Annotated in this window: 22 protein-coding genes; 13 read left to right on the top strand and 9 right to left on the bottom strand. The window is 73.7% G+C overall.

The window, feature by feature from the left end:
- Positions 1-2: 2 nt before the first annotated feature.
- Positions 3-752, top strand: coding sequence for a GntR family transcriptional regulator (locus ACH4F2_RS26430; RefSeq protein ID WP_398135229.1), 750 nt, complete (start codon positions 3-5; stop codon positions 750-752).
- Between the two features lie 22 nt (positions 753-774).
- The gene (locus ACH4F2_RS26425) at positions 775-1,938 is read left to right on the top strand and encodes a type ISP restriction/modification enzyme (protein ID WP_398135228.1); all 1,164 of its coding nucleotides are present in this window, start codon (positions 775-777) and stop codon (positions 1,936-1,938) included.
- A 381-nt stretch (positions 1,939-2,319) separates the two neighbouring features.
- On the opposite strand, the gene ACH4F2_RS26420 is transcribed toward ACH4F2_RS26425, so the two are convergent.
- Together ACH4F2_RS26420 and ACH4F2_RS26415 are read right to left on the bottom strand one after the other, a co-directional pair.
- On the bottom strand, positions 2,320-2,589 hold the full coding sequence (locus ACH4F2_RS26420) for a hypothetical protein (RefSeq protein ID WP_053128431.1): 270 nt from the start codon (positions 2,587-2,589) through the stop codon (positions 2,320-2,322).
- Between the two features lie 115 nt (positions 2,590-2,704).
- Entirely contained in the window at positions 2,705-3,499 is a 795-nt protein-coding gene (locus ACH4F2_RS26415; RefSeq protein WP_398135227.1) for an anti-sigma factor domain-containing protein, read from the bottom strand.
- Between the two features lie 333 nt (positions 3,500-3,832).
- On the opposite strand from ACH4F2_RS26415, the gene ACH4F2_RS26410 reads away from it, so the two are divergent.
- The gene (locus ACH4F2_RS26410; protein WP_398135226.1) at positions 3,833-5,512 is read left to right on the top strand and encodes a serine/threonine-protein kinase; all 1,680 of its coding nucleotides are present in this window, start codon (positions 3,833-3,835) and stop codon (positions 5,510-5,512) included.
- On the opposite strand, the gene ACH4F2_RS26405 is transcribed toward ACH4F2_RS26410, so the two are convergent.
- Complete coding sequence (locus ACH4F2_RS26405; protein WP_398135225.1) at positions 5,482-6,288, bottom strand: SGNH/GDSL hydrolase family protein; 807 nt, start codon at positions 6,286-6,288, stop codon at positions 5,482-5,484. The two genes, ACH4F2_RS26410 and ACH4F2_RS26405, sit on opposite strands and share 31 nt — an antisense overlap.
- Before the next feature lie 621 nt (positions 6,289-6,909).
- Between ACH4F2_RS26405 and ACH4F2_RS26400 the strand changes: the two genes are divergently transcribed.
- The 5 genes from ACH4F2_RS26400 to ACH4F2_RS26380 all read left to right on the top strand — a co-directional run bounded on the left by ACH4F2_RS26400 (position 6,910) and on the right by ACH4F2_RS26380 (position 11,589).
- The gene (locus ACH4F2_RS26400; RefSeq protein ID WP_398135224.1) at positions 6,910-7,788 is read left to right on the top strand and encodes a glycosyltransferase family 2 protein; all 879 of its coding nucleotides are present in this window, start codon (positions 6,910-6,912) and stop codon (positions 7,786-7,788) included.
- Complete coding sequence (locus ACH4F2_RS26395; protein ID WP_398135223.1) at positions 7,785-8,786, top strand: glycosyltransferase family 2 protein; 1,002 nt, start codon at positions 7,785-7,787, stop codon at positions 8,784-8,786. Before ACH4F2_RS26400 ends, ACH4F2_RS26395 begins: the two co-directional genes overlap by 4 nt.
- A gap of 34 nt (positions 8,787-8,820) precedes the next feature.
- Entirely contained in the window at positions 8,821-9,594 is a 774-nt protein-coding gene (locus ACH4F2_RS26390) for a polysaccharide deacetylase family protein (RefSeq protein ID WP_398135294.1), read from the top strand.
- Between the two features lie 106 nt (positions 9,595-9,700).
- Positions 9,701-10,795: a DUF5925 domain-containing protein gene (locus ACH4F2_RS26385; protein ID WP_398135222.1), complete on the top strand. Its 1,095-nt coding sequence runs from the start codon at positions 9,701-9,703 to the stop codon at positions 10,793-10,795.
- Between the two features lie 29 nt (positions 10,796-10,824).
- Positions 10,825-11,589 (top strand): DUF72 domain-containing protein, encoded by a 765-nt coding sequence (locus ACH4F2_RS26380; RefSeq protein WP_398135221.1) that lies wholly within the window; start codon positions 10,825-10,827, stop codon positions 11,587-11,589.
- A gap of 63 nt (positions 11,590-11,652) precedes the next feature.
- Here ACH4F2_RS26380 and ACH4F2_RS26375 read toward each other — a convergent pair whose 3' ends face one another.
- The gene (locus ACH4F2_RS26375; protein WP_398135220.1) at positions 11,653-12,021 is read right to left on the bottom strand and encodes a GntR family transcriptional regulator; all 369 of its coding nucleotides are present in this window, start codon (positions 12,019-12,021) and stop codon (positions 11,653-11,655) included.
- 71 nt (positions 12,022-12,092) lie between these two features.
- Between ACH4F2_RS26375 and ACH4F2_RS26370 the strand changes: the two genes are divergently transcribed.
- Both ACH4F2_RS26370 and ACH4F2_RS26365 read left to right on the top strand, forming a co-directional pair.
- The gene (locus ACH4F2_RS26370) at positions 12,093-13,022 is read left to right on the top strand and encodes a GNAT family N-acetyltransferase (RefSeq protein WP_398135219.1); all 930 of its coding nucleotides are present in this window, start codon (positions 12,093-12,095) and stop codon (positions 13,020-13,022) included.
- Positions 13,003-13,503, top strand: a complete 501-nt coding sequence (locus ACH4F2_RS26365) for a DUF402 domain-containing protein (protein WP_398135218.1) — start codon at positions 13,003-13,005, stop codon at positions 13,501-13,503. The genes ACH4F2_RS26370 and ACH4F2_RS26365 overlap by 20 nt, the downstream gene beginning before the upstream one ends.
- Positions 13,504-13,521: 18 nt before the next feature.
- Here ACH4F2_RS26365 and ACH4F2_RS26360 read toward each other — a convergent pair whose 3' ends face one another.
- Positions 13,522-14,139, bottom strand: coding sequence for a class I SAM-dependent methyltransferase (locus ACH4F2_RS26360; RefSeq protein ID WP_398135217.1), 618 nt, complete (start codon positions 14,137-14,139; stop codon positions 13,522-13,524).
- Positions 14,140-14,291: 152 nt separating this feature from the next.
- Between ACH4F2_RS26360 and ACH4F2_RS26355 the strand changes: the two genes are divergently transcribed.
- Entirely contained in the window at positions 14,292-14,426 is a 135-nt protein-coding gene (locus ACH4F2_RS26355; protein ID WP_398135216.1) for a hypothetical protein, read from the top strand.
- Positions 14,427-14,452: 26 nt separating this feature from the next.
- Here ACH4F2_RS26355 and ACH4F2_RS26350 read toward each other — a convergent pair whose 3' ends face one another.
- Positions 14,453-14,911 (bottom strand): GNAT family N-acetyltransferase, encoded by a 459-nt coding sequence (locus ACH4F2_RS26350; RefSeq protein WP_398135215.1) that lies wholly within the window; start codon positions 14,909-14,911, stop codon positions 14,453-14,455.
- Positions 14,912-15,087: 176 nt separating this feature from the next.
- On the opposite strand from ACH4F2_RS26350, the gene ACH4F2_RS26345 reads away from it, so the two are divergent.
- A complete protein-coding gene (locus tag ACH4F2_RS26345) occupies positions 15,088-16,164 on the top strand; it encodes a lytic polysaccharide monooxygenase (protein ID WP_398135214.1) in 1,077 nt (358 codons plus the stop codon).
- Between the two features lie 105 nt (positions 16,165-16,269).
- Here ACH4F2_RS26345 and ACH4F2_RS26340 read toward each other — a convergent pair whose 3' ends face one another.
- Positions 16,270-16,716: a MarR family winged helix-turn-helix transcriptional regulator gene (locus tag ACH4F2_RS26340; RefSeq protein WP_398135213.1), complete on the bottom strand. Its 447-nt coding sequence runs from the start codon at positions 16,714-16,716 to the stop codon at positions 16,270-16,272.
- Between the two features lie 101 nt (positions 16,717-16,817).
- On the opposite strand from ACH4F2_RS26340, the gene ACH4F2_RS26335 reads away from it, so the two are divergent.
- On the top strand, positions 16,818-17,192 hold the full coding sequence (locus ACH4F2_RS26335) for a cupin domain-containing protein (RefSeq protein ID WP_398135212.1): 375 nt from the start codon (positions 16,818-16,820) through the stop codon (positions 17,190-17,192).
- A gap of 12 nt (positions 17,193-17,204) precedes the next feature.
- Here the strand turns inward: ACH4F2_RS26335 and ACH4F2_RS26330 are convergent, their stop codons facing one another.
- Together ACH4F2_RS26330 and ACH4F2_RS26325 are read right to left on the bottom strand one after the other, a co-directional pair.
- Positions 17,205-18,173: a DNA polymerase thumb domain-containing protein gene (locus ACH4F2_RS26330; protein WP_398135211.1), complete on the bottom strand. Its 969-nt coding sequence runs from the start codon at positions 18,171-18,173 to the stop codon at positions 17,205-17,207.
- The gene (locus ACH4F2_RS26325; RefSeq protein WP_398135210.1) at positions 18,170-21,727 is read right to left on the bottom strand and encodes a DNA polymerase III subunit alpha; all 3,558 of its coding nucleotides are present in this window, start codon (positions 21,725-21,727) and stop codon (positions 18,170-18,172) included. Before ACH4F2_RS26325 ends, ACH4F2_RS26330 begins: the two co-directional genes overlap by 4 nt.

Here is a 21,727-nt window from a genome sequence, read left to right as displayed (position 1 = left end):
CCGTGACCTCCTTCGCCCCGGACTCCATCGTCCTGAACCGCAAGCTGCCGCTCTGGTACCAGGTGTCGCAGTCGCTGCGCGCCTCGATACTCGGCCGCTCGCCCCGGGACCCGCTGCGCCTGCCCACCGAGGAGCAGCTGGCCGGCCACTACGGGGTGAGTGTGCTGACCATGCGGCAGGCGCTGAAGGAGCTGGAGGACGAGGGCCTGATCACCCGTCACCGTCGGCGCGGCACGTTCATCGAGCCCGACGCCCGGCGGGGCGCTCCGGTGCGGCTGCTGGGCTCGGTGGACGCGATCGTGGCCCAGCAGTCCGGTATGAAGACCGAGCTGCTGGGCCACGGCACCGGCCCCGTGCCGCCCGAACTCGCCGAGTACTTCCCCGGTCTGGCCCAGACGGCGACGTACCACCGGCTGCGCTGCGACGAGCAGACGGGCGAGCCCACCAACCACGCCCGCAACTACGTCCGTCCCGAGGTCGCCGCCCGCATCGACGTGGACGACCTGGCCCGCTGGCCGATGACCAAGGTGCTGCGGGACGTGGTGGGCCTGGACATCAGCCGGATCACGGACACCGTGGAGGCGCGGCTCGCGGACCCGGAGACGGCGCGGCTGCTCGAAGTCCCGCTGCTCAGCCCGATCCTGCACTACACGGGCATCACGTACGACATGGCGGGGCGGGTGCTGGACGTGGCGGTCATCCACTACCGGGGGGACCGTTTCTCGTTCACGGTCACCCTGGATGCCACGTGAGGCCGCGGCACCCCGTCGTACGATGCCCAGCGTGACGCACGACGACGCTCCGCCGCTGGCGGACCTCATGCCGTGGTCCGTCGCACCGCCGCGGCTCGGCCGGGGCTGGCCGGCGGCCCCCGACGCGGTGTCCCTGAGGGCCCGCTGGGACGCCCTGGTGAAGGCCCAGGGGCCCGACCGCGAGGCCCTGTTCGAGCCGACGCGTTCGCGCACGTTGCACACGGCGGTCGGGCGGTTGCCGGGCGGTCTCGGCGGCACGGAGAAGCTGGTGCGCGCCTCGGGGCCGTGTCCGGAACCCGTACGCGTACTGCGCGCGCCCTTCGACGAACAGTGGCTGATTCCCGACCACCGGCTGATCGACGCGGCCCGTCCGGAGCTGTGGCGGGTGGCGGACGAACGGCAGGTGTTCGTGGTGGAGGCTCCCGGCGCCGCCGGTGCTCCGCTGCTCCTCGCGACCTCGCGGCTGCCGCTGCTCGGCGGCCCCCGGGTGCGTCCGCTGTACCGCCGTCCCGGCGGGGCGGAGCCGAACATGGCGCCCGGCCTCCTCGACCACCTGGCCGCCCGGCTCGGCGCGCGCCCCGAGCCGGTGGACGTGCTGGCCTGGGCGGTGGCGACCGTGCGGGAGGGCTCCCGGGTCCCGCTCACCGCGGACCCCGCGCTGTGGGAGCGCGGGGTCGGCCTGGGGCGGCGCGCCCTGTGGCTGATGCGCCGCGACGGTGAGCGCCCCAAGCTGCCCGGCGGCCGCCGCCCGTACGTCCGCGCCCCGCTGCCCGCGCGCCCGGTGACGCTGCGCTACGACCGGGACGAGGAGGCCCTGTACCTGGACGAGGGCCGGGTCTCCCCCGTGCCGCCCGGCGCCTGGGACTTCGAGGCGGGCGGGGCGCGGGTGCTGGAGCAGTGGTTCGCGGCCCGCACCGCCGAGGGCGAGCCGGGCACGCTGGCGGCGGTCCGCCCGGCCGCCTGGCCGCAGACCTGGACGTCCGAGCTGCTGGAACTGATCACGGTCCTCGCCCTGCTCGCCGAGGTGCGGCCGCGGTTCCGGGAGCCGACGGCGGTGACGGCGGAGATCACGGCGACCGAGCTGCGCGAGGCCGGCGTGCTTCCGGTGCCCCCGGCGGCCCGCAGGCCGGCCTCCGTGCTGGACGGCCGGGAGGAGGGGCCACAGGGGCAGCTGGCACTGCTGTAGTGCCTACCGGGCCGGCTGGCACGGTCGCCGGGTGGAAACCGATCAGCGCGGCGGGGACCACGGCGCCGCGCGACCTCTGCGCGCTGCGGACGGTGTGGGCCCCGCTCACCGTCCGCCGGTACGCGCGCGGGGACGGCTGAGCGAGCCTGGGCGCGCCACCGTCGAGTGGGGAGACGGCGGGACCGGGGACGTGAGCACACGCACGGGACGTGCGGGTAGGAGCGTGCCGGACGGACATGCCGGACGGACGGACGTACGGAGACGGGCGTACGGGGAGTTACCCGCGCTCGGGAGCACACCGAGGCGCCGCTGCGTGCCGTGGGGACGGCGGACAGGTGCGCGGCGCCGCGCCGGGACGGTGTGTTCGCCGGCGCGCGGGCCTCAGTTGCTGCCGAACAGCGAGCGGCGCAGTCGACGCAGCGGCGCGAACAGCGAGACCCGGCGCACCCTGGCGCCCCTGCTGCTGCGCTTGTGCGCGGGCTCACGCGCGGTCAGCTCACGCATCAGTGAGGTCGCCTCCACCGTTTCCCGTTGCGGGAGGGCAGGCCCTCCGAGCACCGCGAGGTGACGGTCGAGACGCGAACTGGTCGCGCTGCTTCCGCACGTGATCGCAGGGACCCTTGCCCTGCTGCGCACTGTTATCTGTTCCATGTCACTCCCCACCCGTACGAGTCCACCCGGCCCGGGCAGAGTAACCCTATCGCCCCGGTACGGCATGCGCGTATCGCGGTCACAGGATTCACCTTCCCCGCAAGGGGGTTGACGATCACTCTCCGAATCCGACAGATTCCAGGGCGAGTTGGACAATCGGTGTGCGTGTCGGGCGGGCCGAGCCCCCGGCGGGTTCGACGGTGACGGCCAGTGAGGTGGCGGACCGGTTCAGGCCGGAGACGATCAGAGGCATGCCGGCGCCGGAGAGTCCCAGGGGGCGCGGCCCGGCGCCGGGGCGCATGAGCCACAGTTGGCGCACGCGGTCGCCGGACGGCTCGCCGTATCCGCTCAGGGTGACGACCGCGCGCCCCTCGGATACGGAGGCGACGACTCCGACAGCGCGGCCCCGGCCGTCCTCGACGCTCGTCGCGCGGGCGTCCGGAGCCGTGAGAACGTGGGCGATCTCACGTGCCCGGTCCCGCGCGGAGTCCAGCTCGTCCTGCGTCCGGTGCGCCTGGACGGAGAAGAGCGAGGCGACCACGAGCGCCGCGGCGGCCGTCGCCGCGGCGAAGGGCACGAGCAGGCGCGCGCGGGGGGAGCGCTCCGGCGGCCGGACGCCCCACACGTGGGGCGGCCGCCGACGCGCGGGCCCGCGCCCGGGCGCCGGCTCCTGGGCAGTGGCGCGTACGGCGGCCAGGACGCGGTCGCGCAGGGCGGCCGGGGCCGGGGCGGCCGTGGACCAGGCCGGCCGGAGGGCGTCCTCGGACAGCGTCCGCACCTCGGCGGCGCAGCGGGCGCACCCGTCCAGGTGCCGTTCGAAGCGGACCCGTTCGGCGCCGTCGAGGGCATCGAGTGCGTAAGGGGCGGCGAGCGAGTGGAGGTCGCCGCGGCGCGGCAGGCGGCTGGTCACCGTCCGCCACGAGCAGCGGCAGCTCGTCCGCCTCCACCCGGCCCCCCTCTCCGCGGGCCGCGTCCGGCCCGTCCACGTCACCGCCGGGCGCGCGTGGCGGCACGCCCTCCGGAGGAGTTGCGGACCAGCGGGCGGAAAACGCGGGTCGGCCGGGCACGTGCTGGCCGCGGGTGCGGATTCCGGGTCGTCTCCGGTACTTCCCGGGGGTCGTCCGGTCCGGTCCCGGGAGCGGGGCCGCAACCGTGCTCGGCTGAGCTACTTTGGGGATGAATGCGGGAGGAATACGGGCCCGTTCCCGAGGAATGTCCGCGTGAGACGCCATAGGGGGCGCCGGTGTTCGAGGAACCGGGCAACGAGCGTGTGGTCGCCGGCCGTTACCATCTCCTGTCCCCCCTCGGCGAGGGCGGCATGGGTACGGTCTGGCGCGCCCGCGACCAGGTGCTGCACCGCGAGGTCGCCGTGAAGGAGGTGCGCGCGCCCGCCGGGCTGCCGGAGACCGACGTGCGGCGGATGTACGCGCGGCTGGAGCGGGAGGCGTGGGCCGCCGCCCGGGTCGCCCACCCCAACGTGGTCACGGTGTACGACGTTGCCACCGACGGCGGCCGGCCCTGGATCGTGATGGAGCTGGTCCGCGGGCTGTCGCTGGCCGACCTGCTGGAGGCCGAGGGCCCGCTGGAACCGCGGCGTGCCGCGCGGATCGGTGCCGAGGTGCTGGCCGCGCTGCGGGCCGCGCACGGGGCGGGCGTCCTGCACCGGGACGTGAAGCCGGCCAACGTACTGCTGGCCAACGACGGCCGGGTCGTGCTCACCGACTTCGGGATCGCCATGGTCGAGGGCAGCTCGGCGCTGACCATGACCGGCGAGGTCGTCGGCTCGCCCGAGTTCCTCGCCCCGGAGCGGGCGCTGGGCCGCACGCCCGGTCCCGAGTCCGACCTCTGGTCACTCGGCGTGCTGCTGTACGCGGCGGTCGAGGGCACCTCGCCCTTCCGCCAGGACACCCCGTTGAGTACCCTGCGGGCGATCGTCGACGAGGAGTTGCCGCCGCCGCACCGGGCCGGCGCGCTGGCGCCCGTCGTCGAGGGCCTGCTGCGCAAGGACCCGGCCGAACGGATCCCGGCCGAGCGGGCCGAGCGGGATCTGCGGCTCGTGGGTGCCGGCGGTACCCCCTCCGGGGGTGGCACGGCGCGCGCGGACGCGGTGCCGGCCGGGGCGTACGTCCCGACGGTCGTGGCACATGCCGAGCCGGGGGCCCCACCGACTCCCCCGACGCCCGTACCGGCCACGGCGAGCACGTCCGTGCCCGCGCCCGCGGCGTTGGAGGGCCGGGACCGGCGCGCGCGGATCGTGCTGATCGTGGGACTGGCGGTGCTCGCGCTGGCGCTGGCCGGACTGACGTACGCCCTGCTGAACCGCTCGGACGGCGGCGGGGGCACCGAGGGCGCGGGCGGGAGTCCGGACCCGGGGGCGACCGGCGCCGGGCCGAGCCGGACGGAGCGCAGTGAGGAGCCGGGCCCCTCGGCCGGTTCCGGCAGCCACAGTCCGGGGAGCAGTCCGGGGAGCAGTCCTCCACCGCAGTCCGTGAAAGTGTCCGTGGTGGGCTCGCACACCGACTACGCGGGGACCTGTCCCCCGCCGCACGACCGGGCGCCCGCCTTCACGGCCGCGTTCACGGTGGAGCGGCTGCCCGCTGAGGTCGGCTACCGCTGGGTGACGGAGGACGGAGCGGTCTCCGATCCGGGCTGGAAGACGCTCTCCTTCCCCGCGGGCGGTGACCGCACGCGGCAGGACACCGTCGTCGTCACGGCGAACGCCGGCAGCGGCACGTTCGAGAGCGCCGTCCGCGTGGAGGTGCGGGAGCCGGTGGAGGCCACGTCGAACTCGGTGGCGTTCTCCGTGACCTGCGGGACGGGGACGGGGACGGAGACGGAGACCCCGACGGGCGGGGCCTCCCCCTCCTCTTCTCCTTCTCCTTCCGCTTCCGGTCAGGCGGCGCTGTTGAGGGCCGGCAGGTAGCCGCCGGACTGGCCGGCCGCGGTCGGGTGGTACGACTCGCCGATGTTGAGCCAGTTCACGCTGTGCAGCCAGGAACTGCCGGAGCAGATCTCGTGGCCGGTGAAGGGGGGACGCACGTCGCCGAAGGTGAAGCCGTGGTCGGCGGCGCGCTTGGCGATCGCGGTGTTGAGGTGGTCGGCGGCGTCGTTGATCGCCTTCCGCTTGGTCTCGGAGAGGCCGAGGCAGGAGGTGCCGAGCCGGTAGAAGCGCGGGTAACCGATGACGACGACGCGGGCGCCGGGCGCCTTGCTGCGGATCGCCGAGTAGACGCTGTCGAGGTTGCCGGGCAGCGTCGAGTCGACGTACGCCTTCGCGGTGGCGATCCGCGACAGGCAGGAGCTGTCGGACTGGAGCACACAGGTCATCATGACGTCCGCGAAGCCCGCGTCGTTGCCGCCGACACTGATCGAGACCAGGCCGGTGGCGGAGCTGAGCGGGCCGAGCTGTCCGGCGAGAACATCACCCGTACGGGCGCCGGAGCAGGCGGTGAAGTCGAACGTCGAGGGTGAGTTGGCGGCGGCCCACAGGTACGGATGGGCCTTCGTGCTGCGCTTGCAGTCACCGCTGGAGCCGATGTAGCTGCCCGCTCCGACCCCGGAGGAGTAGGAGTCACCGAGCGCCACATAGCCGTCGGCCGCGGCGAGTTGGGCCGCCTGAGCGGTCGCGGTCCCGGTGAAGGCCGCGCCGGCGGCGAGGAGGACTGAACTCAGGAAGCCGACAAGTCGCAAACGTCTCATGGAACCTCCCTTAGCAGTATCTCTGCCACAACCGTGGTACCGGCTACGCGCGTTGATAGGAAGTGTCCATGCCAAAGATTGGCTGACAGTCGTTCACTACCGGACGAAAGTCAGCGCGAGCACCGGTGCGCTCTTGACGCTCTCCGGCGAGCTGCGTCACATTGAGGCGGCCCGGCATCTTGGTCTTCGGGGGGCAAAGCGGAACGGTCCGGGAGACCCGCACCGCGTGAAAACGCCCCCCGAGAAGAACGGATGACGGCAAACCAACAAAAACGTGAGGCCTGGTTCCAGGTCTTGCCATAGGGGTTCAATCGTCAATACCGTCATACATCTCCCGCATCGGTACGTCGGCAAGCGGCTCAGGGGAGGGCTCGAGGCCGCGGCGGACCGGGGCGGGACGCGCGGTAGGGGGGTGCCGTGCTCGGTGACCGCACCGGTGACCGGGCCGTGCCGCGCGGTCGGCCGCCGTTTGCTTCCGGCACCGACAGGCTTTGCCAGCTCACCTGGCACGCACGGAGATCCGTCCCGTCGCGCCGTGGGTGAGAACCCCCCTTTCGAACCGGATACAGAGCCGGACCGCCCCTGGGGCGGGCGGTCCGCCGGACGAGAGGGACCAGACTCATGAGCTCAGTCCTGCAGCCGGCGTCGACGGGCAGCGAACCGTCGCGCGACCCGTCTTCCGATCCGTCACCCGCCGGGAAGTACCGGCCCGTCTCCTCCCACCTGGCGATAGCGCCGCCGGTGAGCGTGGTGATACCCGCCATGAACGAGGCGGAGAACCTTCCGTACGTCTTCAAGACACTGCCCGACTGGGTCCACGAGGTCGTCCTGGTGGACGGCAACTCCACCGACAACACCGTCGAGGTCGCCCGGGAACTGTGGCCGGACGTCAAGGTCGTCGAGCAGCGCGGCAAGGGCAAGGGCGACGCGCTGATCACCGGCTTCAAGGCGTGCACCGGGGACATCATCGTGATGGTCGACGCCGACGGTTCGGCCGACGGCCAGGAGATCGTGTCGTACGTCTCCGCCCTCGTCTCGGGCGCGGACTTCGCCAAGGGCTCCCGCTTCGCCAACGGCGGCGGCACCGACGACATGACCTTCGTCCGCAAGCTCGGCAACCGCGCCCTGTGCGCGGTGGTCAACCGGAAGTTCGGCGCCCGGTACACCGACCTCTGCTACGGCTACAACGCCTTCTGGCGCCACTGCCTGGACAAGATCGACCTCGACTGCACCGGCTTCGAGGTCGAGACCCTGATGAACATCCGGGTCGTCAAGGCCGGCCTGAAGGTCCAGGAGATACCCAGCCACGAGTACCTGCGCATCCACGGCGTCAGCAACCTGCGCGCCGTGCGGGACGGGCTGCGGGTGCTCAGAGTGATCCTCGAGGAGCGTTCCAACCGGCGTGCGCTGCGCAACCGTACGCACGCGCCGACGCTCGCCTCGGTCGGCTCGGTCGGCTCGGTCGCTCCGGTCGTCCCGGTCCGGGGGAAGGCGTCTTGAGCGGTTCCGAAGCCTCGCTCACGATCTCCGTCGTGATCTGCGTCTACACCGAGGACCGCTGGGAGGACATCCTCGCGGCGGTCTCCTCGGTGCGGGCGCAGTCCCACCCGGCCCGGGAGACCCTGCTGGTCGTCGACCACAACCAGGCGCTCAGGGACCGGCTGCTCAAGGAGTACAAGGAGCGGGAGGACGTGCGGGTGCTCGCCAACACGGGCCCCCGCGGCCTGTCCGCCGGCCGCAACACCGGCATCGCCGCCTCGCGCGGGGACGTGATCGCCTTCCTCGACGACGACGCCGTGGCCGAGCACGACTGGCTGCGGCACTTCGCCGCGGCGTACGCCGACCCGGCGGTCGTCGCCGTCGGCGGGCGCACGGTGCCGATCTGGGCGTCGGGGCGCCGGCCGGTCTGGTTCCCGGAGGAGTTCGACTGGGTGGTGGGCTGCACGTACCGGGGCCTGCCGCCCGGCCGGGTCCGGGTGCGCAACGTGCTGGGCGGCAACGCCTCCTTCCGGCGGGAGGCGTTCGACGCGGCGGGCGGCTTCGCCACCGGTATCGGGCGCGACGGCGACAAACGCCCGCTGGGCTGCGAGGAGACCGAACTGTGCATCCGGCTCTCCCGCGCCCGGCCCGACGCCGTACTGCTGATCGACGACCGTGCGGTGATCCACCACCGGGTGCCGAAGGCGCGCGAGCACTTCGGCTACTTCCGTACCCGCACCTACGCCGAGGGCCTGTCCAAGGCACTGGTGGCGCGCAGCGTCGGCGCGGACAAGGGCCTGGAGTCCGAACGCCGGTACGCCACCCGGGTCCTGCCCGCCGGTGTGGCGCGCGGGCTGCGCGACGCCGTACTGGCCCGGCCGGGCGGCGCTGGACGGGCGGGCGCGATCGTCGCCGGGGTGCTCACGGCGGCGGGCGGCTACGTGGTGGGGAGCGTACGGGCGCGGCGGGGCGGGGCCGCCTTCTCCGTGGCGCCCATCGAGGGAGGCGCGCGTGGCTGAGCCGTACGGGACCGACACGCGCGTGCCGGTCCTCATGTACCACGCGGTCGCGGCCGACCCGAACGACGCGACCCGCGCGCTGTCGGTGACTCCGGAGGCGTTCGACGAGCAGATGGCGGTGATCGCCGACCGGGGCCTGACACCGGTCGGCACGGCGGAGCTGGCCGCCGCCTGGCGTTCCGGACGCCCGCTGCCGAAGCGGCCCGTCCTGATCACCTTCGACGACGGCTACGAGGGTGTGCACCGGCACGCCCTGCCCGCCCTCGCCGAACACGGCTTCCCGGCCACCCTGTTCGTCTCGACCGGCTGGCTGCGCGGCCCGTACGACACCGGGGGCGCCCTGGACACCATGCTCGACTGGGACCAGGTCCGCGAACTGGCCGCCGCCGGCGTGGAGATCGGCGGGCACAGCCACACCCACCCGCAGCTCGACCAACTGGGCGCGGAGCGGCTGCGGTACGAGCTGATCCACTGCAAGGAGATCGTCGCCGACCAGCTGGGCGCCGTACCGGTCTCGTTCGCCTACCCCTACGGGTACTCCGACCGCCGGGTGCGGCGGGCGGTGCGCGAGACGGGATACGCGCAGGCGCTCGCCGTCGGCAACGATCTGGCGCGCCGGGCCCAGGGACCGTACGCCCTGCGGCGGGTCACCGTGCGCCGCTGTACCGGGAGCGACGAGTTCGCCCGGCTGATCGAGGGCCGCGCGATCGCCCGCACCTTCGCCCGGGACCGGGCGCTCACCAAGGGGTACGCCGTACTCCGCGGGGCACGGCGGGTACGGGGACGGGTGCTGGGGTCCGGTGCCTGAACCGCCCGCCGGCCGCCCCGTGCCCGGGGTGCCGGGGGCGGCGGGTGGGCCGCGTGTGCCCGGGAAACCGGGTGCACGCGGCGGCCGGGTGCCGGATCATGGCGGCATGTCCGTGAACCCGCACGACGCCCTGCCGATCCGGCTCAACGTCGACGACAGCGACTCCCCGTCCGATGTCGTCGACGCGCTGTTCCTCGGCCGTTTCGCGACGGGCGAGCAGCCGTTCGCCCACGCGGCGAACATCGACCGCGTGCGGTCCGGGGCGACGCTCCTGCCGCCCGGGGCGCGCGTGCTGCGGCTCGCCCGCGACGACGACCGCAGCGCGACGCTGGCGGAGGGCGACGGCTGGACCCTGCTGGTCTCGCGCTGGAACCGGGGCGCGGACGTCACGGTGACGGCGACCACCGCCGACCTGGCCGAGAAGGTGCTCGCCGACGCGACGGACGGCGCGGCGGACGAACCCGAACCGCAGCCGGAGAACGTCACGATGGGCTTCTGGTACGTCTCCCCGCGCCGCGGCCCGCACCGCACCACCCGGCAGATCTCCGCGGGCACCTGGGACGAGGTCCGCGCCAACTACACGGCGCCCGTCGCGGACGCGATGGACGGCCTGATGAAGACGACCCCCGAGGACATCGCGGGCCGGCTGCTGCTCCTGCACGGGCCACCGGGCACCGGCAAGACCTCCGCACTGCGCACCCTCGCCCGCTCCTGGCGGGACTGGTGCCAGGTGGACTGCGTACTCGACCCGGAGCGGCTCTTCTCCGACGTGGGCTACCTGATGGACATCGCCATCGGCGAGGAGGACGCGGCGGGCAAGGGCCGCTGGCGGCTGCTCCTGCTGGAGGACTGCGACGAACTGATCCGCGGCGAGGCCAAGCACACCGCCGGCCAGGCGCTCTCACGGCTGCTCAACCTGACGGACGGACTGCTCGGCCAGGGCCGCAACGTCCTGGTCGGCGTCACCACCAACGAGGACCTGGAGCGCCTCCACCCCGCCGTCGTCCGCCCCGGCCGCTGCCTGGCCCGCATCGAGGTCGGCCCGCTGACCCGCCGGGAGGCGGTGGACTGGCTCGGCACCGAGGAAGGTGTGGGCCGTGAGGGCGCGACGCTGGCGGAGCTGTACGCGCTGCGCCGCGGCACCTCGCCCACCGCGCTGCCGGAACCGCGGGCCGGGGCGGAGGCCGGGCTCTACCTGTAGCGGGGGCGCCGGGGTGTTTTGATGGGTGTATGACCCTGTTCGTCGGTACGTCGGGCTGGCAGTACCGGGACTGGCGGGAGGTCCTGTACCCGCCCGGCCTGCCCGTGCGGCTGTGGCTGGAGCGGTACGCGGCCGGCTTCGCGACCGTCGAGATCAACAACGCGTTCTACCGGCTGCCCACGCGGGAGACCTTCGCGGCGTGGCGCGAGCGGGTGCCCGCGGACTTCGTGGTCGCCGTCAAGGCGAGCCGCTATCTCACCCACATCAGACGCCTGCGGGACCCCGAGGAGCCGGTCGACCGCCTGATGAGCCACGCGGCGGGCCTGGGGGACCGGCTCGGCCCCGTCCTGTTGCAGCTGCCGCCGACGCTACGGGGCGACGCGGGTCTCCTGGACGCCTGCCTCGCCTGCTTCCCGCCCGGCACGCGGGTCGCGGTGGAACCCCGGCACGAGTCCTGGTGGACGCCCGAGGTGCGGGACGTCCTCACGTCGCGGGGTGCGGCGCTGTGCTGGGCGGACGTCCGGGCCCGCCCGGCCACCCCGCTGTGGCGCACCGCCGACTGGGGCTACCTCCGCTTCCACCAGGGCCGCGCCGCCGCCTGGCCGCACTACGGGCGCCGGTCGCTGGCCACCTGGGTCCAGCGCGTCCGGGACGCCTGGCCCCAGCAGGACGTCTACGTGTACTTCAACAACGACCCGAACGCCGCGGCCGTCCGGGACGCCCAGCTCTTCGCCCGGCTGGCGAGAACCTCGTCATTGACGGTCACACGCACGCCCCAGGGGCGCGGACGCTGAGACACGGGCGGCTCCGGCCGCGCTGGCGCGCCGGCCACAGCACACCGCGGGCAGGAGAGCACCTCAGTCCCCGTAAGCCGCCCGCAGGGCGTCCCGTACGGCGTCCAGCGCATCCGACTCCGCCACCCCGAGCCGCCGCGCCCGCGCGGCGTACTCCTGCGCGGCGGACGCCGACTCCCGTTCCGCCGCCGAGCCCGCGGCGGCGACGAACGTTCCGTTGCGGCCCCGTGTCTCGATCACCCCGTCCCCCTCCAGCGCCCGGTACGCCTTGGCGACCGTGTTCGCGGCGAGCCCCAGGGACTCGGCCAGTCCGCGCACGGTCGGCAGCCGGTACCCGACCGGCAGCGCTCCCGACCGCGCCTGTTCGGAGATCTGCGCGCGCACCTGCTCGTAGGGCGGGGCACCGTCGGCGATGTGGATCTTCAAGGTCACGCAGCGATTGTCCCGCATCCCCCGGAAAATGAGAGGTACCCGACCGCCCGACCGCCGTAGCGTGCGCTCACATGACCGTCCTTGTGCGCGATCTGCGCCCCGATGACCCGGCCGACGTCGCGGCGTTCGCCCATGTCCGCCACGTCGCCCTGCCGTTCATCCTGTGGACGCCCGAGGCCGTCGTCCACCGGCTCGTCCACACCCATCCGGACGCCCGGAGCCGCTCCCTCGTCGCGGAGGAGGACGGGGAGATGATCGGCACGGCGCAGATCGGGCTGGTGCACGACAGCCCGGAGCCCGGTCAGGCGTACCTCAACATCTACGTCCACCCGGACAGGACCGGGCGCGGGGCCGGCGGGCTGCTGGTGCGTACGGCCGAGGAGTACCTGGCCGCCGAGGGGGCGACGAAGCTGTTCGCCTGGGTGCTGGACGAGCCCGCCGGCCTGGCCTTCGCCGAACGGCACGGCTACGAACGGCGGCGCTCCGCCCACTTCCTCCGCTTCGACCTGGCGAACGGCGCACTCCCGCCCGTACCGTCCCCTCCCCCGGGTGTCGAACTGCGCACCGCTGCCGACTACGCCGACGATCCCCGCCCGATGTTCGAGCTGGACGCGGAGACGCTGGGGGACGAACCGAGCGACGTCGCCATGGAGTTCACGGACTACGAGGCCTGGCTCGCGGAGACCTGGCGGCACCCGCTGCTGAACCGCGAACTGACCACGGTCGCGGTCGTCGACGGCCGCCCCGTCGCCTTCAGCGTCGCCTACACCGACGGCGGCACCCGCTATGCCACCGCCATGACGGGCACCGTCCGCGCCCACCGCGGCCGGGGTCTCGCCAAACTCGCCAAGACCGACTCCCTGCACCGGGCCCGAGCCGCCGGGTACACGGAGGCCTTCACCGGCAACGACGCCGGCAACGGTCCGATGCTCGCCGTCAACAAGTGGCTCGGGTACGAGGTCTGCGGGACGGAGGTGCGTTATGTCCGCGAACTCGGCTGAGGTGCCGGGCGAGGTGGACGTCGTCCTGGTCAAGGCGGGCCGTACGAAGATCCGCTACGCGAGCGAGCTGCTGCACGACGACGGCACCCGTCTCGCCGTCCGCGCCCCCTGGGCCGGTGCCGGCGTCCGCGACTTCGGCTTCGTGCGCTTCGAGCCCGGCGACGTCTTCACCGAGTACTACTGGCGCGACAGGTGGTACGCCGTGAAGGAGGTCCGGGCCGGCACGGGCGCGCTGAAGGGCTGGTACTGCGACATCACCCGCCCCGCCGTGCTGACCGGCACGGAACTGGTCGTGGAGGACCTCGACCTGGACCTGTGGCGCTCCGCGGACGGCACGGACGTACGGCGGCTGGACGAGGACGAGTTCGCCGAGAGCGGTCTGGCGCGGCGGGATGCCGGGGCCGCTGCCGCCGCCGTGGCCGCGCTGGACGAGCTGGAACGGCTGGCCCGCGGGGGCGGATTCACGGACCTGCTGGGATAGCGCGGGCCGCAGCGCGGCTCACTCGGTCGTCGCGATCACCGCGTACCGCTCGTCGGCCACCTCCCTCCCCCACAACGAGGGGTCGTGCGACAGCCGCTCCACGCGCACCTGCCCGGCGAGCGGGGCGAGGAGGGCGGTCAGCCGGCCGACGGGTATGCCGGCCGGCGCCACGGTCCCCCACACCCCCTCGACCAGGACCAGCCGCCCCCCGGGACGCAGCAACTCCCGCCAGTGCCGCAGGACCCCGGCGGGGTCGGGCAGCGTCCACAGCACGTGCCGGACCAGCACGGTGTCGTAGCGCCGCCCGCCCACCGGCGGTGCCGCCGCGTCACCGGTGAGGAACACGGCGTCACGGCCGGCGAGTTTGGCCCGGGCCAGCTCCACCATGGCCGGGGACAGGTCGACGCCGGTGACGCGGTGCCCCTGCTCGGCCGCGAGGAGCGACAGGCTGCCGGTGCCGCAGCCCAGGTCGAGGACGTCACCGGCCCGCGCGGGCAGCCAGGACCGCAGCCGGGCGGCCCAGGCCCGGCGCACGTCGGCGTCGCGCAGACCGTGGTCCGGCTCGTCGTCGAAGGCGGCGGCCAACGCGTCCCAGTCGATACCCGGCGCGGTCGTCCCGTCACTGTCGTTCACCATGCCGCCAAGAGTGACACCCGCCACCGACAATGGGATCGGGGCGCCGGATCGTGACAACCGCCACTGACAGCCATGCATCGATGAGCAAGTCTCGGGGAAAGGGTCTACCTCCGTGAGAACGCGGAACCCGGTGGATCCGTAAGGAGGCAGCCATGCGCCGTCTGACCGTGCACAAGCCCCTGAAGAAGACCGACGCCCGCCGTGTCCGCGAGGAGGCCGACGAGCGCCCCTCGGGACGCCCGGAGGTCCGCAAGGACATCGCGCGCACGTGGTGGCCGGACAACTGACCGGGCCGGTCGCATGACGAGACGTGTCAGAGCAGTCGCTTACGGTAGTGGACGCGGTCGTAGGGCCCGTCCACTCGACGTTCCACGACGTCGTACCCGTACTTCGGATAGATCCGCTGGTTCTCGCGCATCATCGCGTTCGTGTAGAGCCTGACCTCGCACAGGCCCAGCGCACGCGCGCGTGCGTCCACGAAGCGCAGCAGCCGTCGCCCCACACCGCTGCCGTGCGCGTCGGGGTGGACGGCGATGCTGTCGAGGAAGAGGTGGTCCGCGAACGCCTCCAGGACCACGAGGCCCACGACGGGATCGCCCGTGACGAACACCTTTCCCGCGGCCACGTCCGCAGCGTGGTCCGCCTCCATGGGCTGCGGCACCACACCGATGCGCTCGACGTAGGGGCGGTAGGCGGCGTCGGTGACGGCCCTCACCACCGGCAGGTCGGCGGTGACCGCCTGCCGGATCTGCTCTTCTCGCGTCGGTGCCATGCCGCGAACGGTAGCTACCTCAGCACAGCCTGAGCACTCCCTTAACGCGACCATAAGGATCTCCATCACCCGTCTCCAGCAGGCGATTTCACGGTTTCTCGGGGCTAGTTTGCTGATCACCCCACGGGCTCCGGCCCAAGTACCCACGTTCCCAGTGACCGTTCGAGGAGTTCCCCATGCCCGCACCGTCCGCGCCCCGCAGGATCGTCGCCGTCGCCGTCGCCGGCCTCGCACCGCTCGCCCTGACCACGCTGGCAGCCGCCCCCGCGGCCGCGCACGGCTCGATGGGCGACCCGGTCAGCCGGGTGTCGCAGTGCCACGCCGAGGGGCCCGAGAACCCGCGGTCCGACGCGTGCAAGGCGGCCGTCGCGGCCGGCGGCACCCAGGCGCTCTACGACTGGAACGGCATCCGCATCGGCAACGCCGCCGGCAAGCACCAGGAGCTGATCCCGGACGGCAAGCTGTGCAGCGCGAACGACCCTGCCTTCAAGGGCATGGACCTGGCCCGCGCCGACTGGCCCGCGACCAGCGTGAGCAGCGGCGCGTACACCTTCAAGTACCGCGTGACGGCCCCGCACAAGGGCACCTTCAAGGTGTACATCACCAAGCCCGGGTACGACCCGGCGGGGCCGCTGGGCTGGGGCGACCTGGATCTGTCCGCCCCGGTGGCGACGGTCACCGACCCGACCGCCTCGGGCGGCTTCTACACCCTCTCCGGCACCCTTCCCGAGCGCTCCGGCAAGCACCTGCTGTACGCGGTGTGGCAGCGTTCGGACAGCCCTGAGGCGTTCTACTCCTGCTCGGACATCTCCTTCGGCGGCGCGAGCGGAAGCAGCGGAAGCAGCGACAGCGCGAGCAGCGACGGCGCGGCGGCGGCCGGTGACTCCACGGGTGCCGCCGCCCCGGCCCCCGAGGCCTCCGCCCCGTCCGAGGAGCAGATCGCGGCCGCGGCCGACAAGTCGACGATCGAGCACCACGGCCACGGCGACCAGGACGCCGAGACGACGACGGACCCGACGGACCCGGCCGCCCCGGACGAGGCGTCCGGCGCGGCCCCCGAAGCCGCTTCGGCGGGTGAGCCGAACCAGGTCAAGGCCGCCGGCGCGGGCACCGAGAACCTCGCCGAGACCGGCGGGGACAGCAGCACGCCGTACATCGCGGTCGGCGGCGCCGCCGCCCTGGCGGTCGGTGCGGCCGTCCTGTTCGCGTCGGTGCGCCGGCGGGCGACGACCGGTGGCCGGCACAGCGGCTGACCCGCGACGCGGGGAAAAGCGGGGTCTGTCCGGCGGCTCAGGCCGGACAGACCCCGTTCGCGTGCCCGTACGCCTTGCCGGCCGAAGATCCCAGGAGGCGGGCGGTCACCAGGTGGGCCGTATCGGTCCATTGGGCGCCACACGCAGCAGGAGGTCGCGCAGCGCGCGGGCCCCGTCCTCACCCAGCACGTCGGCCCATGCGCGCACGGCCTCCGCCGCCGCCTCCTCCGCGGCCCGCGTGCAGGCCCACCCCGACTCGGTCAGGACGACCAGCCGGGCCCGCGCGTCGGCGGGGTGCGGCCGGCGTTCGGCGTACCCCCTGCGGACCAGCTCGTCGACGAGCTGACTGGCGGCCTGCTTGGTCACCCCGAGATGCGCGGCGAGGTCGGTGGCCGTCGCGCCGTCCGGGGCCATCCGGGCGAAGGCGAAGCCGTGCGCGGGCCGCACCCCTTCGAAGCCTCGGGCGACGACACCCTCGTGGATGCGCTGCGTGAGCCCGCCGGCGGCGGCGAGCAGGGCGGCGGACAGGGCCATGGCGTCGGAGTTCTGCACGGGGGCATTGAAACACCCTTGACCAATTGGTCAAGGAGGTTGACCATAAGGACCCAGCCCATGGTCAAGTTGCCTGACCAATGCCCCGACAGGAGTCCGCCATGCCCGTCGTCCGCTCGTCCGAAGCCGTCACCCACGAGATCCACGGCGCCCGTTTCGTCTCGTACGCCACCCCGCGCACCGGCAGCAAGGAGCTGTGCGCCTGGCGGGGCGAGATCCCGGCGGGCACGAAGGCGCCCGCGCACACCGTCAACCGGGAGGAGATCTTCCACCTGCTCACCGGCGAACTGCTGGTCACCCTCGACGGCCGCACCGAGCGCGTCACCGCGGGCGACACGGTGATCATCAACCCGGGGGCGACCCTCGCCGTCGAGAACCCCACCGACCGGACCGCGACGTCCTGGGTCACCACCTCCGTCGGGCTGGAGGCGGAGCTCGCCGACGGCACCCGGCTCACGCCTCCGTGGGCCAACTGACCCGCGGGAGCCTCACGCCGCCAGCGACCCCGGCATCACCGCCCTCGGCCCGAACTTCGCCCGCGCGCGGTCCGCGACCTCCTCGATCCGGCGGGCCTTCTCGTCCACCGGGTCGAAGGTGAGCTGGTGGGAGGCCTGCTCGGCGGGGGCCAGGCCCTCGGCACGCAGGGAGAGCGAGCGGACCCGGGCACGCTGGAGACCGAGCGCCTCGTACATGCCGTACGCGGCCCGCGTCAGCGCCGCCGAGTGCGCGGTCGGCTCCTTCAGGGTGCGGCTGCGGGTCGTGGCCGAGCGGTCGGCGTAGCGCACGGTGAGGGTGAGGGTGCGGCACACCTTGTCCACGGCGCGCAGCCGTGAGCCCAGTTCCCCGGCGGCCGAGAGCAGGGCGCGGCGGTGCCGGCCGGGGTCGAGTTCGTCGCGGGCGAAGGGGCGTTCCGTGGCCAGGGACCGCGAGACGCCGTTGGGGACGACCCGGCCGCGGTCGACGCCCTGCGCCTTCTCGTGCAGTTCACGGCCGGCCTTCGCGCCGACCAGCCGCTGGAGCGTGGACAACGGCGCGGCGGCCACCCGGCCGAGGGTGTCCAGACCGTACTCGCACAGGGTGCGGGCGGTCGCGGTGCCGACGCCGGGCAGCGCGACGACGGGCTTGCCGGCGAGGAACTCCCGCACCCCGCCCTCGGGCACCGCGCGGGTCAGCCCCGGCCGGGCGTCCCGCAGGGCCATGCGGGCCAGCATCGGGCCCGGCCCGGCGCCGGTCACGCAGTCGACGCCGTACAGCGCGAGGGAGCGGACGCGGATCACCGAGGCCAGTTCCACGGCGTCCCGCCCGAAGTACCGCTCGGCGCCGCGCAGGTCGGCCAGCGCCCCGTCCGGCGGCAACGCCTCGACGACCGGCGTGAACTCCTCCAGCAGCCCGAGCAGCTGGGGCAGGGCCGCCTCGTACATCGGCGGCAGCTGGAAACGTACGCAGAGAATGGTCATCCCGCACTCCCCGGACTCTGGTGCCACAACTTCCTTCCCACCGCGGACCCTTCGCCCGCGGGGCGCAGATCGGCCCAGGGGTGCATCTCGTACCCCGTGGACATGCGGATGCGCCTGTGTTCCATCGGGTCCTGGGCCGCGGAACCCGTCGGCGCGGGCAGCCCTTCCGAACCGGCGAGGCGTCTGCGCGCCGGGCCGTCCCCGGGGTCGCCGCCCTGGGTCCCGTCCGTTCCGCCCGTTCCATCCGTTCCGCCTGTTCCGCCCGTTCCGGCCAGCCGGGCCGCGACGCCCTCCAGCCCCTCCTCCCGGCGCACCTCCAGCAGGTCGGCGAGGTTCCAGGCGGCGGAGCCGACCACGCTGAGGCTGCGCGGGCCGCGCCGCTGCACCACCCCGCGCACCAGCAGCAGCCAGGAGTGGAAGACGGTGTGCGCGCAGGTGTCGTGGGAGTCGTCGAAGAAGGCGAGGTCGACCAGGCCGGTGCCGTCGTCCAGGGTGGAGAAGATGACCCGGCGGCCGGAGCGGATCGGCGGCGTCTGGGTGGCCGCCTTGGCGCCCGCGACCAGCACCGTCTCCCCGTGCCGGGCCTCGCGCAGCCGCTTGGCCGACATGACGCCGAGCTCGTTCAGGAAGGTGCGGTGGTCGTCCATCAGGTTGCGCGAGGCGTCCATGGAGAGCACGCCCAGTTCGGCGCTGAGCCTCTCCGCCGAGGTGAGGTCGGGCAGCCCGGCCGGGGCGGTCCTGCGCCCGCCGGACAGCGGGAGCTGGTCGCCGCGTCCGCCCCGGGCACCGCGGTGCAGCTCGGTCAGGTGCAGTTGCAGGTCGCGGCGGTTGGCGCCGAACGCGTCCAGCGCGCCGACCTGGGCGAGCCGTCCGGCCAGCGGCCTGCTGGGGCGGGCCCGTTCCCAGAAGTCGAGCAGGGAGGCGTACGGCTGCCCCTCGGCGATCCGTTCCGCCTCGGCCTCGCTGATGCCGTGCACGTCCAAGAGGGCGAGGCGCAGCCCCCAGCCCTTTGATTCAGACACCAGTTCGATCCTGTGTGCGACCCCCGACTTGTTCACGTCCAGCGGCAGGACCGGCACCCCGCGCCGCCGCGCGTCCGCCAGCAGCAGCCGCTTGGGGTACATGCCGGGATCGTGGGTGAGCAGCCCCGCGTAGAAGGCGGCCGGATGATGGGCCTTCAGCCACGCCGACTGGTAGGTGGGGACGGCGAAGGCGACGGCGTGCGCCTTGCAGAAGCCGTAACTGCCGAAGGCCTCGACGATCTCCCAGGTCCGCTGAATCGTTTCTGCGTCGTAGCCGTTCGCCGCTGCGTGCTGCGCGAACCACACCTTGATCCGCCCCTGCGACTGGGGGTCGGACAGCCCGCGCCGCACCCGGTCCGCCTCGCCGCGCCCGCAGCCGGTCATGATGTCCACGATGTCGATGATCTGCTCGTGGAAGACGACGACCCCGTACGTGCCTTTCAGGGGCTCCGACAGGTCCTCGTGCGGGTAGCGCACCGGTGCCCGCCCGTGCCGGGCCTCGATGAACGGCCGCACCATGTCGGCGGCGACCGGCCCCGGCCGGAAGAGCGAGATGTCGACCACGAGGTCGTGGAAGGTCGACGGCTGGAGCCGCCCGACCAGGTCCCGCTGGCCCGGTGACTCGATCTGGAAGCAGCCCAGCGTCTCGGCGGAGCGGATCAGCCGGTACGTCGCCAGGTCGCCCTCCGGTACGGAGTCCAGGTCGACCTCGGCGCCCGTCGCCCGCTTCACCTCGGCGACCGCGTGCGCCATCGCCGACTGCATCCGCACGCCGAGCACGTCCAGCTTGAGCAGCCCGAGGTCCTCGACGTCGTCCTTGTCGAACTGCGCCATCGGGAAGCCCTCGCCGCTGGTCGGCACGACCGGCGTACGGGAGAGGAGGGAGGCGTCGGACAGGAGTACGCCGCAGGGGTGCATGGCCACGCCGCGCGGGAGGGCGTCGAGGCCCTCCACCAGCTCCCACAGCTTCCCGTACTTCTCCTTCTCCCCCGCCAGCTCCCTCAGCTCGGGCAGCTCCTCGAGAGCCGCGCGGGCGTCGCGAGCGCGGATGTGCGGGAAGGACTTGGCGACACGGTCGATCTCGGCCGGGTCCATGGACAGGGCGGCACCGACGTCACGGATGGCGTGGCGCACCCGGTACGTCTCCGGCATGGCGACCGTGGCGACCCGCTCGGTGCCGAAGCGGCCGATGATCGCGCGGTAGACCTCCAGGCGGCGCGCGGACTCCACGTCGATGTCGATGTCGGGCAGCACGACCCGCTCCCTGGACAGGAAGCGCTCCATCAGCAGCCCGTGCTCGACCGGGTCGGCATGCGCGATGCCGAGGAGGTGGTTGACGAGCGAGCCCGCGCCGGAGCCGCGCGCGGCGACCCGGATGCCCATGTCCCGCACGTCGTCCACCACCTGGGCGACGGTGAGGAAGTACGAGGCGAAGCCGTGGTGGGCGATGATGTCCAGCTCGTGGTGCATCCGCTCCCAGTAGTGCCGCGCACCCGGGGAACGGTCGTAGCCGCGCCGCACCATGCCCGCCGCCGCCCGGGAGGCGAGCGCGCGCTGGGCGGTGCGGCGGCCGGCGCCCACGAGGTGCGGTTCGGGGAAGTGGACGGCACCCATGCCGAGATCGTCCTCGGGGTCGACCAGGCACTCGGCGGCCGTCGCCCCGGTCTGCTCCAGCAGGCGGTGGGCCACCTCGCGCCGGAAACCCGCGGCCTCCACGACGCGCTCGGCGGCGTGCCGCATGGCGTCCGCGCCCTTGAGCCAGGCCTCACCGGAGTCCAGTTCCCCGGTGGCGTCGACGGGGACGAGGCGGCGGGCGGCGTCCAGCACGTCGGCGACCTGGCCCTGGCCGGGGTCGGCGTAGCGGACGGCGTTGCCGATCACCGGCCGGACGCCCTGCTCGGCGGCGAAGCCGACGGTACGGGCTGCCAGGCGCAGGGAGCCGGGGCCGGTCCCCTCACGGCCGTGCCAGACGGCCTCCAGGTGCAGGGCGTCGCCGTAGACCTCCCGCCAGGGGGCGAGGAGCCGGGCCGCGCGGTCGGGGCGGCCGGCGGTGAGGGCGCGGCCGACGTCGGATGAGGGGCCGAGCAGGACGGTCAGGCCGTCGGCGTGGTTGTCGGCCCAGGGCAGCAGGGGGGTGCCCCCGGCGGTGTGCGCGGCGGAGACCAGTCGGCACAGGTCGGCCCAGCCGCGGGCGCCGTCCCGGGCGAGGAAGGTCACCCGCTGGGCCGACTCGTCGACGAAGGCGCCGCCGCGCACCGGGGCGCGGCGCCGGTCCCGGCGCACGGAGGTCTCCGTGCGGTCCGCTTCGGGCTCGGGGGCGGCCACCGCCAGCTCCGCGCCGAACAGCGGACGGATGCCCGCCTTCGCACAGGCCTTGGCGAAGCGGACCGTGCCCGCGAGGGTGTCGCGGTCGGTGAGGGCGAGGGCGTCCATGCCCCGCTCGGCGGCGCGCTCGGCCAGCCGCTCCGGGTGGGAGGCGCCGTAGCGGGCGGAGAACCCGGAGAAGGTGTGCAGATGCGTGAAACCCGGCAC

The sequence above is a fragment of the Streptomyces sp. NPDC017890 genome (genome assembly GCF_044328675.1).
In the GTDB taxonomy this organism is placed as follows: domain Bacteria; phylum Actinomycetota; class Actinomycetes; order Streptomycetales; family Streptomycetaceae; genus Streptomyces.
Note: the sequence above shows the minus strand (reverse complement) of the source record. Positions and strands in the feature narration are given on the sequence as shown.

Coding starts and splice junctions, on each gene's coding strand:
- ACH4F2_RS26425 (WP_398135228.1), top strand. CDS start 775: ATGCCCAGCGTGACGCACGACGACGCTCCGCCGCTGGCGGACCTCATG.
- ACH4F2_RS26420 (WP_053128431.1), bottom strand. CDS start 2,589: ATGGAACAGATAACAGTGCGCAGCAGGGCAAGGGTCCCTGCGATCACG.
- ACH4F2_RS26405 (WP_398135225.1), bottom strand. CDS start 6,288: ATGAGACGTTTGCGACTTGTCGGCTTCCTGAGTTCAGTCCTCCTCGCC.
- ACH4F2_RS26400 (WP_398135224.1), top strand. CDS start 6,910: ATGAGCTCAGTCCTGCAGCCGGCGTCGACGGGCAGCGAACCGTCGCGC.
- ACH4F2_RS26390 (WP_398135294.1), top strand. CDS start 8,821: ATGTACCACGCGGTCGCGGCCGACCCGAACGACGCGACCCGCGCGCTG.
- ACH4F2_RS26385 (WP_398135222.1), top strand. CDS start 9,701: ATGTCCGTGAACCCGCACGACGCCCTGCCGATCCGGCTCAACGTCGAC.
- ACH4F2_RS26380 (WP_398135221.1), top strand. CDS start 10,825: ATGACCCTGTTCGTCGGTACGTCGGGCTGGCAGTACCGGGACTGGCGG.
- ACH4F2_RS26370 (WP_398135219.1), top strand. CDS start 12,093: ATGACCGTCCTTGTGCGCGATCTGCGCCCCGATGACCCGGCCGACGTC.
- ACH4F2_RS26365 (WP_398135218.1), top strand. CDS start 13,003: ATGTCCGCGAACTCGGCTGAGGTGCCGGGCGAGGTGGACGTCGTCCTG.
- ACH4F2_RS26360 (WP_398135217.1), bottom strand. CDS start 14,139: ATGGTGAACGACAGTGACGGGACGACCGCGCCGGGTATCGACTGGGAC.
- ACH4F2_RS26355 (WP_398135216.1), top strand. CDS start 14,292: ATGCGCCGTCTGACCGTGCACAAGCCCCTGAAGAAGACCGACGCCCGC.
- ACH4F2_RS26350 (WP_398135215.1), bottom strand. CDS start 14,911: ATGGCACCGACGCGAGAAGAGCAGATCCGGCAGGCGGTCACCGCCGAC.
- ACH4F2_RS26345 (WP_398135214.1), top strand. CDS start 15,088: ATGCCCGCACCGTCCGCGCCCCGCAGGATCGTCGCCGTCGCCGTCGCC.
- ACH4F2_RS26335 (WP_398135212.1), top strand. CDS start 16,818: ATGCCCGTCGTCCGCTCGTCCGAAGCCGTCACCCACGAGATCCACGGC.
- ACH4F2_RS26330 (WP_398135211.1), bottom strand. CDS start 18,173: ATGACCATTCTCTGCGTACGTTTCCAGCTGCCGCCGATGTACGAGGCG.